The organism is Streptococcus vestibularis ATCC 49124, assembly GCF_000188295.1.
Classification (GTDB): Bacteria; Bacillota; Bacilli; order Lactobacillales; family Streptococcaceae; genus Streptococcus; species Streptococcus vestibularis.
Window position 1 is genome coordinate 658472 of sequence record NZ_GL831112.1, and the last position, 17730, is coordinate 676201.

Annotated in this window: 18 protein-coding genes, 1 pseudogene and 1 riboswitch; of the genes and pseudogenes, 13 read left to right on the forward strand and 6 right to left on the reverse strand. The window is 39.6% G+C overall.

The window, feature by feature from the left end; translation table 11 throughout:
- Positions 1–10 precede the first annotated feature (10 nt).
- The 3 genes from HMPREF9425_RS03320 to HMPREF9425_RS03330 form a co-directional block, all read right to left on the reverse strand.
- Complete coding sequence (locus HMPREF9425_RS03320; protein ID WP_003096760.1) at positions 11–205, reverse strand: CsbD family protein; 195 nt, start codon at positions 203–205, stop codon at positions 11–13.
- A gap of 66 nt (positions 206–271) precedes the next feature.
- Positions 272–904 carry a DUF421 domain-containing protein gene (locus HMPREF9425_RS03325; RefSeq protein ID WP_003096762.1) on the reverse strand — a complete coding sequence of 211 codons (633 nt, stop codon included), beginning with the start codon at positions 902–904 and terminating at the stop codon, positions 272–274.
- On the reverse strand, positions 901–1353 hold the full coding sequence (locus HMPREF9425_RS03330) for a DUF3290 family protein (protein WP_003093268.1): 453 nt from the start codon (positions 1351–1353) through the stop codon (positions 901–903). The genes HMPREF9425_RS03325 and HMPREF9425_RS03330 overlap by 4 nt, the downstream gene beginning before the upstream one ends.
- Positions 1354–1726: 373 nt before the next feature.
- Here HMPREF9425_RS03330 and manA point away from each other — a divergent pair, with 373 nt between their 5' ends.
- The 3 genes from manA (at position 1727) to msrB (ending at position 5297) form a co-directional block, all read left to right on the forward strand.
- Positions 1727–2668: a mannose-6-phosphate isomerase, class I gene (manA, locus tag HMPREF9425_RS03335; RefSeq protein ID WP_003096764.1), complete on the forward strand. Its 942-nt coding sequence runs from the start codon at positions 1727–1729 to the stop codon at positions 2666–2668.
- 222 nt (positions 2669–2890) lie between these two features.
- Positions 2891–4219, forward strand: a complete 1329-nt coding sequence (brnQ, locus tag HMPREF9425_RS03340) for a branched-chain amino acid transport system II carrier protein (protein WP_003096767.1) — start codon at positions 2891–2893, stop codon at positions 4217–4219.
- Between the two features lie 127 nt (positions 4220–4346).
- Positions 4347–5297 carry a peptide-methionine (R)-S-oxide reductase MsrB gene (gene msrB / locus HMPREF9425_RS03345; protein ID WP_037621405.1) on the forward strand — a complete coding sequence of 317 codons (951 nt, stop codon included), beginning with the start codon at positions 4347–4349 and terminating at the stop codon, positions 5295–5297.
- A 362-nt stretch (positions 5298–5659) separates the two neighbouring features.
- Here the strand turns inward: msrB and HMPREF9425_RS03350 are convergent, their stop codons facing one another.
- Positions 5660–7009 (reverse strand): MATE family efflux transporter, encoded by a 1350-nt coding sequence (locus HMPREF9425_RS03350; protein WP_003096770.1) that lies wholly within the window; start codon positions 7007–7009, stop codon positions 5660–5662.
- A gap of 171 nt (positions 7010–7180) precedes the next feature.
- Between HMPREF9425_RS03350 and HMPREF9425_RS03355 the strand changes: the two genes are divergently transcribed.
- Positions 7181–7597: a pyridoxamine 5'-phosphate oxidase family protein gene (locus HMPREF9425_RS03355; protein ID WP_003096772.1), complete on the forward strand. Its 417-nt coding sequence runs from the start codon at positions 7181–7183 to the stop codon at positions 7595–7597.
- Between the two features lie 52 nt (positions 7598–7649).
- On the opposite strand, the gene HMPREF9425_RS03360 is transcribed toward HMPREF9425_RS03355, so the two are convergent.
- Positions 7650–8918, reverse strand: coding sequence for a nucleobase:cation symporter-2 family protein (locus HMPREF9425_RS03360; RefSeq protein ID WP_003096774.1), 1269 nt, complete (start codon positions 8916–8918; stop codon positions 7650–7652).
- A complete protein-coding gene (locus HMPREF9425_RS03365; RefSeq protein WP_003096776.1) occupies positions 8918–9499 on the reverse strand; it encodes a xanthine phosphoribosyltransferase in 582 nt (193 codons plus the stop codon). Before HMPREF9425_RS03365 ends, HMPREF9425_RS03360 begins: the two co-directional genes overlap by 1 nt.
- Before the next feature lie 150 nt (positions 9500–9649).
- A riboswitch (purine riboswitch) is annotated at positions 9650–9745 on the reverse strand.
- Between the two features lie 204 nt (positions 9746–9949).
- Here HMPREF9425_RS03365 and HMPREF9425_RS03370 point away from each other — a divergent pair.
- From HMPREF9425_RS03370 to HMPREF9425_RS03410, 9 genes and pseudogenes are all read left to right on the forward strand, one after another.
- Positions 9950–10630, forward strand: coding sequence for a response regulator transcription factor (locus HMPREF9425_RS03370; RefSeq protein WP_003096778.1), 681 nt, complete (start codon positions 9950–9952; stop codon positions 10628–10630).
- Positions 10620–11594: a sensor histidine kinase gene (locus HMPREF9425_RS03375; protein WP_003096780.1), complete on the forward strand. Its 975-nt coding sequence runs from the start codon at positions 10620–10622 to the stop codon at positions 11592–11594. The genes HMPREF9425_RS03370 and HMPREF9425_RS03375 overlap by 11 nt, the downstream gene beginning before the upstream one ends.
- A gap of 144 nt (positions 11595–11738) precedes the next feature.
- Entirely contained in the window at positions 11739–12497 is a 759-nt protein-coding gene (locus HMPREF9425_RS03380; RefSeq protein WP_003094077.1) for an ABC transporter ATP-binding protein, read from the forward strand.
- A 1-nt stretch (position 12498) separates the two neighbouring features.
- On the forward strand, positions 12499–14499 hold the full coding sequence (locus tag HMPREF9425_RS03385; RefSeq protein WP_003096783.1) for an ABC transporter permease: 2001 nt from the start codon (positions 12499–12501) through the stop codon (positions 14497–14499).
- A gap of 84 nt (positions 14500–14583) precedes the next feature.
- Entirely contained in the window at positions 14584–15078 is a 495-nt protein-coding gene (locus HMPREF9425_RS03390; protein WP_003094156.1) for a YkgJ family cysteine cluster protein, read from the forward strand.
- Between the two features lie 72 nt (positions 15079–15150).
- A pseudogene (locus HMPREF9425_RS03395) lies at positions 15151–15827 on the forward strand (ABC transporter permease).
- Between the two features lie 10 nt (positions 15828–15837).
- Positions 15838–16287 carry a cytidine deaminase family protein gene (locus HMPREF9425_RS03400; RefSeq protein ID WP_003096787.1) on the forward strand — a complete coding sequence of 150 codons (450 nt, stop codon included), beginning with the start codon at positions 15838–15840 and terminating at the stop codon, positions 16285–16287.
- A gap of 142 nt (positions 16288–16429) precedes the next feature.
- On the forward strand, positions 16430–17368 hold the full coding sequence (locus HMPREF9425_RS03405; protein ID WP_003096789.1) for a bile acid:sodium symporter family protein: 939 nt from the start codon (positions 16430–16432) through the stop codon (positions 17366–17368).
- A gap of 152 nt (positions 17369–17520) precedes the next feature.
- Entirely contained in the window at positions 17521–17730 is a 210-nt protein-coding gene (locus tag HMPREF9425_RS03410) for a hypothetical protein (protein WP_003094505.1), read from the forward strand.

A 17730-nucleotide genomic window follows, 5' to 3' on the forward strand; every position in this document is an offset into this window, starting at 1 on the left:
GTTTTTTAACTTATTTTTTAAAGCTATTTTTAAGGCCTTCAACCGCACCTTCAACGCTACCTTTAATGTCTTCGAGGCTATCTTTTGCTTTAGATACAACTTTTTCAACCGCACCTTCGATTTCAGTCTTTTTATCGCCAGTCAGTTTACCAGTCCCCTCTTTAAGAGCGCCTTTAGCTTGATTCAATTTATCTTCGATTCCCATAGTAGAACCTCCTTTTTATGATGAGACCATTGTAGACAATATTAAACGGTAATGCAAGTGATTTGTTTAATAAGTCACGACATTAATGTTTCCTTTATCGTATTCAGCGATGAAGATATCTGAAATGTTGTCATATCCCATTTTAGTAAGTTCGTCATTTAACCATGCTTCGGATTTTCCGATACTGTCAAGAATTTCTAATTGAACGACACCATCTGTGACAATTGGGTATTTAGGATTTTCATCACCTACACGAACCACAATCAATTGGCCGTTCTGTTCAATAACTGCACGTTTAACCTCTTTAAGTTGAAAAATTCCTTGGGAACGTAATTTTAAAGCGACATCAGAGGCTGAAAGTCCTTTAGAGCGACAAGCTTCAGGATCTAGTTGACCATGTTTGATGATGACAGTTGGTTTACCGTCAATCAAATGTTTGATAAAGAGAATATTGGTAATTAGCCATTTTAGAAGTAAAATCAAAATCGTCCAAATAATCAAAATCACGATATATTGGAGGATTGAAACGGTACTACTATAAATTGTACCACCGAGGATTGCACCAAGAACAAAGTTCTGTACTTGGTCAGTAGCTGAGCTAGGTGCTAGGTTTCCTTTACCTGTTAAATTGATAACAAAGACGAGTGAAATAAGCCCCAAAGCTAGTTTAATTGCAACAGTAAGATAAAAAGATGTCATTTTTTAACCTCCACGAGTTCAACATCAGACTTGTAAAGTTTTATTTGTTCTAGCAAGTAGCTATCAGGATCCGAACTTGCAATGGCACGGTAGTAGTTGTCTTTAACTTTTACGATAGCTCCATCAGTGGCTGCAGAAGTATTGACATAGACATTTTCTTTCTTGACGTCTAACTGTTTCGAGATGACTTCAATAAAATGAAGAGATGCTCGGAACTGGTTATCATTGGTCTGATTAGTTTGGAAATTACTGATAGCAATTAGAACCACAGCAACTAAGGTTAAAATAGAAATGATAGAGAGTTCACGAAACTTAGTATTATGGCGTTCTTTGAAGGCCTTAAAAGCAAATACGCCAGTCACTAAAATAAGTCCTGCAGCAATGGCAACCATAACCCAGTTTTGTTGGCTAATCTGACTTAGCACATAGTCATAGGAGTAGAATTTCATTGATAAGTTTCCTTTCACAGTATCACTAGTATTATAGGATAAAAAGCCTTTAATTTCAATAAGTTCATCCAGAAAATGAGGGAGTGAGCTAGACTTTAAAAGTAAATTAGATTATGGGATAACTTAAAGACATTAAGCCAAAATATTATGATTTCTTTAAGACTTTGTTGAATTTTTCACAAATTATGCTTATAATTGAGGTAAACAATCATAAGAACTTGCCTAAAATTTTGGTAAATAAAAGGACTAGTGACTTTCATGTGATTTAAAGACATATGTGGAATTTATCCATCTACGAATCTATCACTGATAGTCATTTTTCTAAAATTTTCCAGAGACTCTGAGGCTCTGTTCCTAGAATAAGGAGAATATTATGTCTGAACCATTGTTTTTACTATCTGTTATGCAAGAAAAAATCTGGGGTGGTACGCATTTACGTGATGTCTTTGGCTATGACATACCAAGCGACCATGTTGGGGAGTACTGGGCTATTTCCGCACACCCAAATGGTGTTTCTACTATTGAGAATGGTCGTTATGCCGGTCAAACTTTGGATGTTCTCTATGCAGAGCATCGTGAGTTGTTTGGCAATCGCAAGGAACCTGTCTTTCCACTTTTAACTAAGATTTTGGATGCCAATGATTGGCTTTCGGTTCAGGTCCATCCAGATGATGCTTATGGACTTGAACATGAAGGTGAGCTTGGTAAAACAGAATGCTGGTATATCATTGCTGCTGAACCAGGTGCAGAAATCATTTATGGTCACAATGCTAAATCAAAAGAAGAATTGCGCCAACAAATTGAAAGTAAGGATTGGGAAAATCTCTTGACAAAAGTTCCAGTTAAAGCAGGAGATTTCTTCTATGTTCCAAGCGGTACCATGCATGCTATTGGTGCAGGAATCATGGTTCTTGAAACCCAACAATCTAGTGATACGACCTACCGTGTATATGATTTTGACCGTAAGGATGACCAAGGGAACTTGCGTGAGCTCCATCTAGAAAAATCGATTGATGTGCTTACTATTGGAGAACCTGCCAATAGTCGCCCAGTCACAACAAAAGTAGATGATCTCAAATCAACGCTTTTAGTCGCTAGTGATTTCTTTGCCGTTTATAAGTGGGAAATCTCAGGTAAAGCTGATTTTGAAAAGACTGCTGATTACAGTTTGTTTAGTGTACTTGACGGTCAAGGAAGCCTTAAAGTAGACGGGGAAGATTACGACATTGCCAAAGGAAGTCACTTCATTATACCTAGCGATGTTCAAGCATGGCAAATTAAGGGAGAACTTGAACTGATTGTTAGTCACCCATAATTTAAGTATTTAAACTAGACGAGATAAGAATGATAAGAATCTTGTCTAGTTTTTTCGTATAATGATACAGAAAATTTGAAATTTTAAAAACCTTTCCTAATACGTTTCAATAGCTTGAAGTTCCAAACTAATCATGTCATACTAAGTAAGTTGACTAAAATAGTAATAAACAAGTTATCTTTTTTGAGATGATGTCTTGTTTGTTTTAGATTGGAGTAACTTATGTTAAAAAAAGGAGGCCTTACAGCCCTTTTGCTGTTTGGTATGTTCTTCGGAGCGGGAAACTTAACCTTCCCACCTCAGCTAGGCTTTGAATCTGGAGGTCATTTCTGGCCAGCTATTGCCGGTTTTGTCCTATCTGGTGTTGGAATTGCAATTCTAACACTTATTATTGGGACTTTAAATCCGAAGGGGTATATTCACGAGATTTCTCAAAAAATCTCACCTAAGTTTGCCTTGTTATACTTGGCAGTGCTTTACTTGTCTATTGGACCCTTCTTTGCCATTCCAAGGACAGCAGCGACAGCTTTTTCAATTGGTATTGCACCAATGCTTGGTAATAGTCATACTAGTCTATGGTTACTTGCCTTCACAGCCATTTATTTTGCCTTGGCTTTATGGATTGCAATGAATCCTTCTAAGATTTTAGATAGTATTGGTCGAATCCTGACACCTATCTTTGCTCTATTAATCGTTATTTTGATTGTAGCTGGTGCCTTTAAATATGGTGGTCATAGCACACATACAGCAACAGAAGCTTACAAAGCCACAGCCTTTGGTAATGGTTTCTTGGAAGGGTACAATACCTTAGATGCCTTGGCTTCGGTAGCCTTTAGTGTGGTGGCAGTAGTAACCCTCAATCAATTAGGCTTTAAATCTAAAAAAGAGTACATCTCAACCATTTGGGTTGTAGGTATTCTGGTTGGATTGATGTTCTCAGGTTTATACTTAGGTCTAGCATTCTTGGGTAATCATTTCCCACTTGATACATCAACTTTGGGAGAAGGTGCTAACCTTGGAGCAGCAGTTCTATCGAGTGCAACACAGGCTATCTTTGGTCCCATGTCACAGATTTTCCTAGCAGTTATGGTAACAGTGACGTGCTTTACGACAACAGCAGGATTGATTGTGGCGACCGGTGAGTTCTTTAATAAGGCCTTCCCACAAGTCTCATACAAAACCTATGCTATTGTCTTCACTCTTATTGGATTTGCGATTGCCAATTTGGGACTTAATAATATCATTGCTTTCTCAGTACCAGTACTGTTGATTCTTTACCCAATTACAATCACAATTGTTATGATTGTGATTGCTAATAAGTTTGTGGCCTTGTCTAAACCTGGTATGCAAATTACAGTTGGTGTAGTGACACTGATCGCTTTGCTTAGTGTAATTGGCAGCCAGTTCAAACTTGCAGGACTTAATGCCATTATTAACTTCCTTCCATTATCAGGAGCATCACTGCCATGGTTGATTCCAGCCATCTTACTCATCCTCCTATCTCTTGTCTTACCAGATAAGATTAAGAGCGAAAGCTTCGAAATGGAATAAAAATAAAATCCTATCACAATGTGGTGGGATTTTTTGTGTCCCCAAGTCACTATAAGTGCGAAATCTTCTCAAAAGCGTTACACTTAAGGCGTGGAGATATAATTATCTATTGAAGGGAGTGTTAAAAATGTCAAATCTAAATATTCATATGATCTATCTTGCAGGTGGTTGTTTCTGGGGTGTGGAAGAGTATTTCTCTCGTGTGCCTGGTGTGCTTGATGCGGTTTCGGGTTATGCTAATGGCCGTAGTGAGACGACTAGCTATGAGCTTATCGGTCAGACGGGCCACGCTGAAACGGTTCAGGTGACCTATGATGCTAGCAAGGTGTCATTGCGAGAGATTCTGCTTCATTTCTTCCGTATCATCAATCCTATGAGTAAAAACAAACAGGGCAATGATGTGGGAACTCAGTACCGTACGGGTGTTTACTACACGGATGCAAATGATTTATCGACTATCAAGCAAGTTTTCCAAGAAATGACTGAGCAATACGGTCAGCCTTTGGCGGTTGAATTGTTGCCCCTGGAGCACTTTATTCCTGCTGAGGATTACCATCAAAATTATCTCAAGAAAAATCCGAATGGCTACTGTCATATCAATGTCAATCAGGCAGCTAATCCTGTCATTGATGCCAGTACTTATCACAAGCCGAATCGGGAGGAGCTTAAGGAAAGTTTGAGTCCAGAAGCCTACGCTGTGACTCAGGAGAATGGAACAGAACGGGCCTTTACGAGTCCACTTTGGAATCAGTTTGAACCAGGTATTTATGTTGATGTAGTGACCGGTGAGCCTCTCTTTTCATCCAAGGACAAGTTTGATTCAGCTTGTGGCTGGCCAAGTTTCTCTCGCCCTATAAGCCCCGAGGTAGCCAATTACAAGGAAGACCATTCTCACAATATGGACCGCATCGAAGTTCGTAGTCGTGTGGGCGACTCCCATCTAGGGCATGTCTTTCCAGATGGGCCAAGTGACAAGGGAGGTCTACGCTACTGTATCAATGGTGTAGCAACGCGATTTGTGCCTAAAGCTGATATGGAAAAAGAGGGCTATGCTTACTTGCTTGATCAAGTGGACTGATTAGGTATTCTGAAGGAATTAGTAAAAGCTAAAAGAGAGGTTGGTGACCCTTGGTCCCAACCTCTTTTTATGTGACAAAAGAAGATGTATATAAGATGAAAGCCTTTTAAAACTAACATAATATGTGACCTAACCATTCAGGATAAAGAAGCGACCTTTTTCAATATTAAACATTATGCTTTCATTAATGAATCCAGTTTGGTAATAGGTCAGGAAAATCTGAATTTAAAGTATCACTCATAAAAAGAAGTTTTTTGTGTATTGATAACAGTTTATCTGTTTTCAATATGCAAGAGGCTTTTTTCTTTTTTTTCAAGATTTGAGCAGAGTAAAAGCAGTCTGATGAGACTGCTTCAGGTATATCAAGGATGTGATTCGTAACGTTTAACGATCTTATTTAAGCGCCATTGGTAACAGAGACCACTGACGATAAGGCTGGCAATCAGGCCAATCCAGTAACTATAGGGACCAAGTCCAGTGACTTTTTCAAGCAGGAAGCCAACTGGGAGGGTGATGCCCCAGTAGGTTAGGACACCGAGATAAAAAGGTACCTTGGTATCTTTATAGCCACGCAGGATTCCTTGAAGGGGAGCCGCAAAGACATCCGCCACTTGGAAGAAGAGGCTATAGGTCATGAAAATGGCCGTCATTCTCAAAAAATCAGGCTCATGTCCATAAAGTTCAGCCAAATCATAACGCAAGAAGTAGAGGAAAATCAAGGTAAAGATAGAGAATCCTAAGGCTGTCAGGCGACCTAGTTTGCTGTAGCTCTTGACGGCATCCATGCGTCTGGCCCCAAATTCGTAGGAAATAATGATAGCCATGGCACTGGAAATGCTGAGAGGAAAGGCATACATGAGATTTGAGAAATTCATGGCCGCCTGGTGACTAGCAATCACTAGTGACGGATACTTAGACATAACCAGACCAACACCTGAGAAGATGGTGACTTCCGCAAAGACCGTTCCACCAATAGGGAGACCTAGTTTAAGGGCGCCAAGCAGAGCTGCTTTATCAAGGGGTTGAACCTTTTCAATGTGGTAGGGCTTAATCTTTTTATGCTTTCTGATAACCGCGATGGAAATAAGGAGAAGGGCCCAGTAAGCCAATGAAGTTCCAAGCCCAGCTCCAGCTCCCCCTAACTCTGGTAAACCAGCAATGCCATAGATGAGGAGGAAATTGAAGAAACCATTTAGTGGTAGAAGTAAAAGCATGAGATACATGGAGAGGCGCGTGAGGCCAAGTGAATCAAGGAAGGATCGAGCCACGCTAAAGAGCAGAAGGGGAATAATCCCAAGACTCAAAAAGCGTAGGTAACCAAGGGCCACCTTTCTGACAACAGGTTCCAAACCTAAGTGGCTCAAAACTAAGGGAGCCCCCAGAAAAACGAGGGCAAAGAGAATCAGTGATAGGCCCAAAGCCATATAAAGAAATTGATAAAAATCAGGTGCCACTCGGTCCTTGCGACCTGCCCCTAGATGGTGTCCGATAATAGGAACTAGGGCAGAGACGATACCTGTTAAAAAGGTGAAAAAAGGACTCCATAAACTCGTTGCCATGGCTACCCCCGCCAAGTGTAGGGTATCGTATTGACCAGTCATGGTAGTGTCCACAAAGGCTGCCGAGAAGTTGGCAAACTGATAAATCAGTATGGGCACAAAAATCTTGAAGAAAACAAGGAATCGCTCACGGAGAGAATGTGTTTCGTGCATTCTGTTTTCCTTTCTAAATTAATTTTTCAAACATTTATATTTTCATTGTACTATAGATATGACTTGCTTTCAATCTGTTTTAATCTTAAAGAAACACTTTGCTTTCATTTTCTCTACTGACATTTTATAGGCTTTCAGATATAATTAATCTAAGGAAATGAGGCTTTGAAAATGAACACGAAAACAGCATTTTTGAGAATAATGGCAGAACAAACAGAAATGGCCTTGGCAACTTCTGTAAGTAACATTCCTAATGTAAGAATCGTTAATTTCTATTTCGACCCTAGTGAAAACATTCTTTATTTTTCGTCCTTTAAAGATAATGACAAGGTCAAGGAAATAGAAGAAAATCCTTCGATTGCCTTTACCACTATTCCCCACACTGGAAACCAGCATGTCAAAGCCAAAGGTCTCGCAAAAAGAAGTTCGAAAACTATATTTGATATGGCAGCACATTTCATTGCAAAGGTTCCAGATTATAAAAAGACAATAGATTACGCAGGAGAATCGCTGATTCTATTTGAGGTGAGATTTGATACCGCTATTGTTATCAAAGATCTTGCTACCATCAGTTCGTTAAGACTATAATAAAAACTCCCCTTATGGATCAGTACAATCTATAAGGGGAGTTTATTCGTTTTTATTTTTCTTTTTTGTTATGGTTCAAAATGGCATTGAGGAAGATGGCAAGCAAGCTTGCGACCACGATACCGTTTGAGAAGAACATTTGGAAAGCAGTTGGTAGGCTGTTGAAGAGATTGCTATTGTTAAGACCAACCCCTGCAGCGATTGATACCGCAGCAATCAAGAAGTTGTGTTCGTTGTTGGCGAAATCAACACGAGCCAAGATTTGCATCCCTTGGATAGAAACAAAACCGAACATAACAAGCATAGCACCACCAAGGACTGGGCTTGGGATGATTTGCGCTAAGGCACCAAACTTAGGAAGGAGTCCAAGAAGAACAAGGAAACCAGCGGCATAGTAAATTGGCAAGCGAGTCTTGATACCTGATAATTTCACAAGACCAACGTTTTGTGAAAAACCAGTGTATGGGAAGGTGTTGAAGAGTCCACCAAGGAGAACAGCCAAACCTTCAGCGCGGTAACCGTTACGAAGGCGAGTGCTATCGAGTGGTTCTTTGGTAATATCAGAGAGGGCCAAGTAAACTCCAGTTGATTCAACCATAGACACTGTAGCGATAATACACATCATGATGATTGATGACAACTCAAACTTAGGCATTCCGAAGTAGAATGGTGTTGGCACGTGGACAATAGGTGCCGCAGCCACTGGTGAGAAGTCAACCAAGCCCATGCTTGCTGCGATAGCAGTACCGACAATCAAACCAATCAAGATTGAGATGGATTTGATAAATCCTTTAGTGAAAATATTAACCAAAAGGATGATAAGAACGGTGATAGCTGCAAGGAAGAGGCTTTGACCAGTTGGTTTATCAACGTTGTTCCCCATATTTCCGATAGCGACAGGGATGAGGGTCAAACCGATAGTTGTGATGACTGATCCTGTAACGATAGAAGGGAAGAGATTGGCTACTTTTGAGAAGACGCCAGAAATGAGGATAACATAAATCCCTGAAACGATAAGGGCACCAAACATAGCACCGCTACCGTGTTTCTCACCAATCATAATAAGTGGTGCCACTGACTGGAAAGCAACCCCAAGAACAACTGGAAGACCGATACCGAAGTATTTATTAAGTTGAAGTTGGAGGAAGGTTGCTACACCACACATGAAAATGTCAGTGGAAATCAAGTAGGTTAATTCATGAGCTGAATACCCTAAGGCTCCAGCAATCATGATTGGCACTAGGATTGATCCCGAGTACATGGCAAGTAGGTGTTGCAGTCCTAGGACCGCCGCCTGCGAATGTTTCTCTTTATTTTGCATTAGATGTCCGCCTCCTTAAATACGACCTGACCATTTTCAAAACGATCCAAACGAGCAAGTGAAACGACTGGGTAACCAGCTTCTTCCAAAAGAGCACGACCATCTTGGAAAGATTTCTCAATAACGATACCAACCGCTTCGACGTGTGCACCAGCTTCTTCGATGATTTGAATCAAGCCTTTGGCAGCTTGACCGTTAGCCAAGAAGTCATCAACGATGAGAACCTTATCTTCAGGAGTGAGGAACTTGCTTGCGATAGAGACAGTACTAGTCACCTGTTTAGTGAAGGAGTAAACCTCAGCAGTGAGGATCCCTTCATTCATGGTGATATTTTTAGCCTTCTTAGCAAAGATCATAGGGACATCCAAAGCCTCAGCTGCATAGAGGGCTGGTGCAATACCAGATGCCTCGATAGTCACCACCTTGGTGATGCCAGTATCCTTGAACTTTTCAGCAAAGACCTTTCCAATCTCACGTATGAGCTCAAAGTCCACTTGGTGAGTAAGGAAAGAGTCAACTTTGAGGATATTTTCCCCAAGGACATTCCCATCTTTGAGAATGCGGTCTTCCAGTAATTTCATATTACCTCCTATAAATTTAATAACAATGCTGTGTGTTGATTTATTTCAGAATCTATTGAGACTCTGAAATAAACCAAAACAATCGAATAATAGAAAAAAGGCCTGCAAAGCAAGCCTTTAAAATCACAAAAAGACATTGAAATCTCTCTATGACTAAATTAGCTTACTCATTGTTAGGTGTTACGGCACCTTGTAGAAACGTCACGCCCATTCGTGACATAAATAAGTAATGTTCTCATTATTCGATGAAGCTTTCGATGGTTGATGATAAACCAACATCAACACTATTATAATACTATATTTTCTTTGAAGACTCAAAGAATTTTTCTATGAAAACGCACCCTTTAAAAAATTGGAAAATCCAATCTAACATTATCGTAATATTTGCTGAGAAAGGGCGATTCTTATGTCATTTTTGTTATAATAGTGAGAAATGAAAGAGGTTGAGTTATGCATAAGATTTTATTAGTTGAGGACGATGAGGTTATCCGTCAACAAGTCAAAAAAATACTAGAACAGTGGGGTTACGAAGTTGTTCTTGTTGAGGATTTCATGGAAGTATTATCAATTTTTGTAAAAGAAGAACCCCACTTGGTTCTTATGGATATTGGTTTACCTCTATTTAACGGTTATCACTGGTGTCAGGAAATTCGTAAGGTCTCCAAGGTGCCTATTATGTTCTTGTCCTCTAGAGATCAAGCCATGGATATCGTTATGGCAATCAATATGGGTGGAGACGACTTTGTGACTAAACCATTTGACCAAAATGTTCTCCTAGCGAAAATTCAAGGGCTTTTACGTCGTTCTTATGAGTTCGGTAAGGATCAGAGCCTCCTGGAATATAGAGGTGTGATATTGAACCTCAAAGCCATGGATTTGGTTTATCAGGGAGAGGTCGTTTCTTTGACTAAAAATGAGTTTCAGATTTTACAAGTTCTCTTCGAGCGTTCTGGTAATATTGTTAGTCGTGAAGACCTCATGAAGGAGCTTTGGAATAGTGACTTCTTTATTGATGATAATACACTCTCTGTAAATGTGGCACGTTTACGTAAGAAGTTAGAGGCAGTCGGTTTGAAGGAATTTATAGAAACCAAGAAAGGTGTCGGCTACGGGTTGCGTCATGATGGGTAAGTGTCAATTTATCAAATACTATATTAGGTCTCGTCTGCCTTTCTATCTCTTGGTTATCTTTAACGGAATCATCTTGCTTTTGTTTGCCTTTTTATTTGAAGAGGCAGCAGATGTTCTTTATTATTCCCTGACAATCCTGACTTTTGTGACCATCATTATGGTGGCTTGGGACTTGTTTAGATCCTATCAGTCTTATAAGCTAGCATATCTATATGAGGAAATTACTCCCTTAAGTCCCTTGGAATTTTACTTAGCCCAGACCTTGGAAAATGCAAGGGAGAATCAGAAGAATCAGACTGAGGAGGGATGTAAGCGCTATACAGATTTGATGGACTACTACACTCTTTGGGTTCATCAAATCAAGACGCCAATAGCGGCTAGTCAATTGTTGGTTCAGGATGTCACAGATAGGAATACTAGATCTCTCTTAGAGCAAGAAATCTTCAAGATCGATGCCTACACTCATTTGGTTTTGCAGTATTTACGTTTAGAAAACTTTCATGATGATTTGCAGTTGAAACAGGTTGCATTAGAACAATTAGTTAAAGAAGTTGTTAGAAAGTATAGTCTTTTCTTTATTCAAAAAGGGTTGACTATTAACCTAGATGACTTGGATGTTAAGGTTATTTCAGATGAAAAATGGCTCTTAGTCATCATTGAGCAGGTCTTGTCAAACAGTTTGAAATATACAAAGAATGGCGGTATTGAAGTTTACTTCAAAGATAATACGCTTTATCTTAAGGATTCTGGGATTGGTATTAAGGATAGTGATATTTTAAGGGTTTTTGAGCGTGGCTTTTCAGGTTACAATGGCCGATTGACTCAGCAGTCGTCTGGGTTAGGTCTCTATCTTTCAAAGAAAATTGCTGATCAGCTTGGACATGATATTAGTATTAGCTCCCAAGTAGGTCAAGGAACCACAGTTTCCATTCATTTTCAAAAGCAGAAGTTAGCCATTGATTGATAACTTACAAAAGTGTAAGAAATATGACCACAAATGAAAGCAAGGGTTATGGTTTTGCCCCTGCTTTTTCTATAAAATGGTATCAGAAGTTAAGTAAGAGATTCCTAAAATCTCTCCAAAATCTACTAAATAAAGGAGCTTATTATGACATTACTAGATGTTCAACATGTTAAAAAAATTTATAAAACACGTTTCAAAGGAAATCAGGTTGAGGCCCTTAAAGATATCCATTTTACGGTTGAAAAGGGTGAGTATGTTGCTATTATGGGTGAGTCTGGCTCAGGAAAATCAACCCTGCTCAACATTCTTGCCATGCTTGATAAACCAACGGCAGGGCGTGTCTACCTTAATGGCATGGACACAGCAACCATTAAAAATAAGGATGCTTCCAGTTTCCGTCGTGAAAAATTAGGATTTGTTTTCCAGGATTTTAACCTTTTGGATACCCTATCTGTTAAAGATAATATCTTGCTACCTTTGGTCCTTTCTCGACGTCCACTTAAGCAAATGATGACGCAAGTAGAAGCAGTCAGTCGTCAATTGGGAATCCATCCCTTGCTAGAGAAGTACCCTTATGAAATTTCAGGTGGGCAAAAGCAAAGGGTTGCAGTTGCGCGTGCAATCATCACTAAACCAGAAATCCTCTTAGCAGATGAGCCAACAGGCGCCTTGGATTCAAAATCTTCAGCGGCCTTATTGGATGTCTTTGATACTATTAATGCCAGCGGTCAGACCATCCTTATGGTAACTCACTCAACATCGGCCGCCAGTCGTGCTCAGCGTGTTTTGTTTATTAAGGATGGTATTCTTTATAATCAAATCTTTAAAGGGGATAAGTCTGAACATCAAATGTTCCAAGAAATTTCCGATACACTAACTACAATGGCAAGTGAGGTGAACTAATATGTTTCGTCTAACCAATAGACTGGCTTTATCCAATCTCATCAAAAATCGTAAGCTTTATTATCCGTATACATTGGCAACTATTCTGGTTATTGCTATTACCTATATTTTTACATCTTTACTGCTTAATCCGCATCTGGGTGACTTACCTGGGGCAGATTCTATCAAGGCGGTTTTGGGTATGGGACTTGTAATTGTCGCCCTCTCTTCTGGGATTATTGTTCTTTATGCCAATAGCTTTGTTATGAAAAATCGTTCAAAGGAGCTTGGTCTCTATAGTGTGCTAGGCTTGGAGAAGCGTCACCTCTTTAGCATGATATTAAAAGAAACGATGATTATGGGGGTTGTAACTTTGCTTCTAGGTATAGGTGTAGGGGCGCTATTCGATAAACTCATTTATGCTTTTCTTCAAAGAATTATCGGAGAAAGTACAGGTTTGGTTTCAACCTTTCAAGTAATGACTATTCCTATTGTTCTTGTCATCTTTGCTTGTATTTTTAGTTTGTTGGTTTTGGTAAATGGTTTCCGATTACTACGGCTTAATCCTTTACAATTAACGAAAGATGGCCTTAAGGGTGAAAAAAAAGGACGTTTCCTAGTTGTTCAAACTCTTTTAGGACTTGGGACTATGGGATGCGGTTACTATCTTGCTCTCTCTGTTAAGAATCCAGTAACAGCTATTATCAGTTTTTTCCTAGCTGTTTTACTGGTCATTTTAGGGACTTATCTTCTTTTCAATGCCGGGACAACAGTAGTTCTGCAACTTTTGAAAAAGAAGAAAAGCTACTATTACAAGCCTAATAATATGATTTCCATTTCCAACCTTGTCTTTCGAATGAAGAAAAATGCAGTTGGGCTGGCGACCATTGCTATCCTCTCAAGTATGGTTCTCGTGACGCTTGTAGGTGCTACAAATATCTATGCTGGAAAAAAAGACTATCTGGCCAGTGCTGCTCCACATGATTACTCAGTTACCGGAACGAATGTGGATGTAACAAGTACACAGAAGGTTATGGATGATTTCTTATCACAGTCGGGAAATCAGGTCAATAGAAAAACGGAAGTAACTTACATCTACTTTGGTATCAAAAAACAAGAAAAAAACAAGTTAACCATCTTTTCTAAGAATGAAAGAAAAGTTCTACCAAAGTCAATTTTTATTGTCTTCTCACAAGCTACTTATAAACAATTAACAGGTAAAGACCTCAATCTGACTTCAAATCAAGTTGGCTTATTTACTAAAAATAAAACATTGAAAGATCAAAAGAGTGTCTCTATCAATGGTCAAAACTACCAGATTCAGAATAGCCTTAATGACTTTATTAAAGGTAAAGTACCCAATAACTTTTCAGTTATATCTTCTGATTATAGCTACCTTGTCGTTCCTGATACGGATAATTTTAAAGAAAGTATCAAAGGAACAGCAACCACTCAGACTACCTATATTGGTGTTAACGTCAAAGACCCTGCACATGATGCCAAGAAAAATTCAGATTTGTTAGACAAACTCGCGGATAAAGAAACGCAACAGTTAGATGGACAAACTACTGGTGTCCCTTGGTTTAACCTCATTACTAATAGCCGATATGATGTAGAAGGGGCACTAAATGGCTTTGTTAGCGGAACATTATTTATCGGTATTTTCCTATCTATCATCTTCATGATTGGTACAGTTCTTGTGATTTACTATAAACAGATTTCTGAAGGTTATGAGGATCGTGAGCGCTTTGTTATTCTTCAAAAGATTGGTTTGGACGATCAACAAGTCAAGAAAACCATTCGTAAACAAGTTCTTACCGTCTTTTTCCTCCCTCTGATTTTTGCCTTTATTCACTTGGCCTTTGCCTATCATATGCTCAGTTTGATTATACGTCTTATTGGGGTTCTCAATCCAGATCTTATGTTAGTGGTCACTATTATTGTTTGTGGCGTTTTCTTCCTAGCCTATGTCTTGGTTTTCGCCCTAACGTCGCGTTCTTATCGTAGAATCGTATCAATGTAACTTACATAGAGTCTAGTTCATGCTAGGCTCTATTTCTTTTATGCTATAATAGATGAAAGAATTATAAATCATCGGAGAAAACACATGTCGCAGACTATTGATGTCAAACGTTACGAGGAGTTGGCACGTCAAAAGCAGGGGGAGCACCGTAAGTTTCTAGCCCAACTCAAGAAGAAGGCCCCTAAAAATTTAGATAAGATTGTTCAGGAGGTGCATAATGAAGTATTTCAAGAAATTGATTGTACCCAGTGTGCAAATTGCTGTAAGACGCTAGGACCAGATTTCACAGAGCAGGACATCACTCGTATTGCAAAGCATTTTCGTATGAAGTTACCTGCCTTTGAGGAGATGTACTTACAGGTAGATGAGGATGGTGATAAGGTCTTCAAGTCTATGCCTTGTCCATTTTTGGGACCTGATAATCTCTGTGATATCTATGACGTCCGCCCCAAGGCTTGTGCAGCTTTTCCTCACACGAATCGTAAGAAAATCTATCAGATTAATCATTTGACTATCAAAAATACGCTTTTCTGTCCAGCGGCCTACCTCTTTGTGGAAAAACTTAAGGACAGAATTTAGGGAGGACAAGTCATGAAAGCATTATTAAAAATAGAATGGATAAAACCATGACGTAGCTGGCCAGTCTCTATCATGGGAATCGGGATCCCCGTCACTCTTTATCTCCTCTATTCAAGTATTGTTTCAAGTCTGACTCAGAGTTACAGAAAGAGTCTCTAAGAAACTATATGTTAACCATTACTGGCTTTTCCATGTCTAGTTTTGGTTTGTTTACCTTTCCCTATATGTTGCAAGAGGACCAAACGGAGCACTGGTTAACCTATATCGAGCATTCTAAAATCAGCATTTCGTCTTATTATCTATCTAAGATCTTTCGTGTTTTGCTGAATTTTATGGTGGCTATCATTGTGACTTTTTGTGTGGGAGCCTTTGTTCGAGATGTTGAGTTGCCTTTGTCAGGTTGGCTAGGTTCAGGTGCCCTCTTACTTCTATCAAGCTTGGTCTTTTTGGCTTTTGGCTTGCTTATCGCTCAGATTAAATCCCAACAAATTATGTCTGTGGTTGCAAATATCACCTACCTTGGCTTGGCTATTGTGGGTGGTTCATGGATGCCTATTTCCATGTTTCCAAAGTGGGTTCAGAGCATTTCTGAGTGGACGCCTGTCTATCATGTCAATGAGTTGGTCGTTAATTTTGCAAAGGACGGAACATTTTCATGGAAATCACTTTTGTTTATTTTGGCTTATACTGTAGTAGCAACAGGGCTTGCACTCTTTATCAAGTCTCATAGAGAAAGTAATCGAGGTTAAAGGAGAAATAATGGATATTTGGAAGAAGATGTATGAACGAGCCCAAGCCTTGTATCAGCCACAGGAAGTCTCAGACTTTGTCTATGCTAGGCACGTTGTGGCTGCCGTTGAGGCTGAAGATGGGCAAATTTTCACAGGCTTTTGTATGGAAGGGACGTGTGGTGTTTTCCATCTATGTGCCGAAAGGGCTGCCCTTTTCAATATGTATCAAGAAACTGGTCAGACTAAGGTCAAGCGTATTATCGCCTTTCGTGACCAGCCACCTCATGGTGGACCGTCTGGCATGCCTTGTGGAGCTTGTCGCGAATTTTTAATGGAACTGCATACTGACAATCGTAATTTAGAGTTCATGGTTGACTACGAAACACGTCAAACCATTACTTTGGGTGAATTGTTGCCACTGTGGTGGGGAGAAGAACGGGCTCAGCAGTTTGAAGAGAAGTCGAAAGACAAGGTTTAAAGTTTGTAGAAATCTCTAAACTCTCGTGATTCAAGTGCGAGGGTTTATTTTTTGAAATAAATTTCAGAAAATTCCAAACACATCTTGAAATTCAAAATGAAAGTGCTATACTATATCGTGAAAATAGAAAGAAGGTTTCACTATGGACTCACTTGTATCTTTTAGTAAATGGCTCAGCAAATGGTTTACTGTAGCTGTTATCCTCTGGGCGGCCTTTAACTACGCCCTTCCTGCAACTAGTAGTTGGGTCATTCCCAATACGGCCTACTTGCTTGGTTTGATTCTCTTTGGTATGGGGCTTACTTTGACCACTGAGGATTTCAAGCGTATTGCTAAGCGTCCAATTCCAGTTGTTCTAGGGACTGTAGCTCACTATGTCATCATGCCTGGTTTGGCTTGGTTGCTTTGTATGATTTTCCATCTGAAAGGTGCGACAGCAGCAGGTGTTATCCTTGTTGGGTCTTGTCCAAGTGGGACTTCATCGAGTGTCATGGCCTTCCTTTCAGGTGGGGATGTTGCCTTGGATGTCTCTATTGAAACCCTCTCAACTCTTTTGGCACCACTCATGATTCCAACCCTCTTGTCATTCCTGGCTGGTCAGTACGTGAGTGTCCCTGCCCAAAGCCTCTTCCTAAGTACCTTGCGTATCGTGGTTGTCCCTATTATCTTGGGTGTACTCGTTCACTCAATCTTTGGTAAGAAAATCGATGCCATCATCAAGATTATGCCTTTGATTTCACAAGCCGCCATCCTCTTGATTGTTGGAGCAGTTGTTTCTGCCAACCATGCCAACATTTTCACAGCAGCGACAGCCCTTGTTATCCCAGTTGTTATGCTTCATAACCTTTGTGGTTATGCGCTTGGTTTTGGATTTTCAAAACTCCTTGGCTTGGAGGAGCCTCAACAAAAAGCCATTACTTTCGAAGTGGGGATGCAAGACTCAAGTCTTGGAGCAACCCTTGCCATGAAATATTTCGTGCCACAAGCTGCCATCCCATCAACTATCTTCAGTATTTGGCACAATATCTCAGGTTCTATCCTTTCATCATGGTGGAAGAACCATTCAAAAAATAGTCATTAAGATAAATGAAAAGCTGACCTTGGGTTGGCTTTTTTTACGTCACATGACAAATGTCATATCATGTCATGACATCTGGTGCTAAAAAGAGAATGACCAAAAAGATATACTTTAGTCATAACTTAGAAATAATAAAAAACGAAAGAGGTCATCTCATGAAAATCAAAACATCTTACCTTATCTACGCTGTCATCGGAACTGTCTTTGCTGGACTTAGCATGTTTACTGACATCTTTGAAAGAGGCAATTTTGAAGTTATCTTCTCAAATTTGGGCATGATTATTGGCTTGTCTATCTCAGCCTACATTCTCATCACTATGGCTAAAAGTTTTATCGACCTTGTCATTAAAGAATTGAAAAACTAG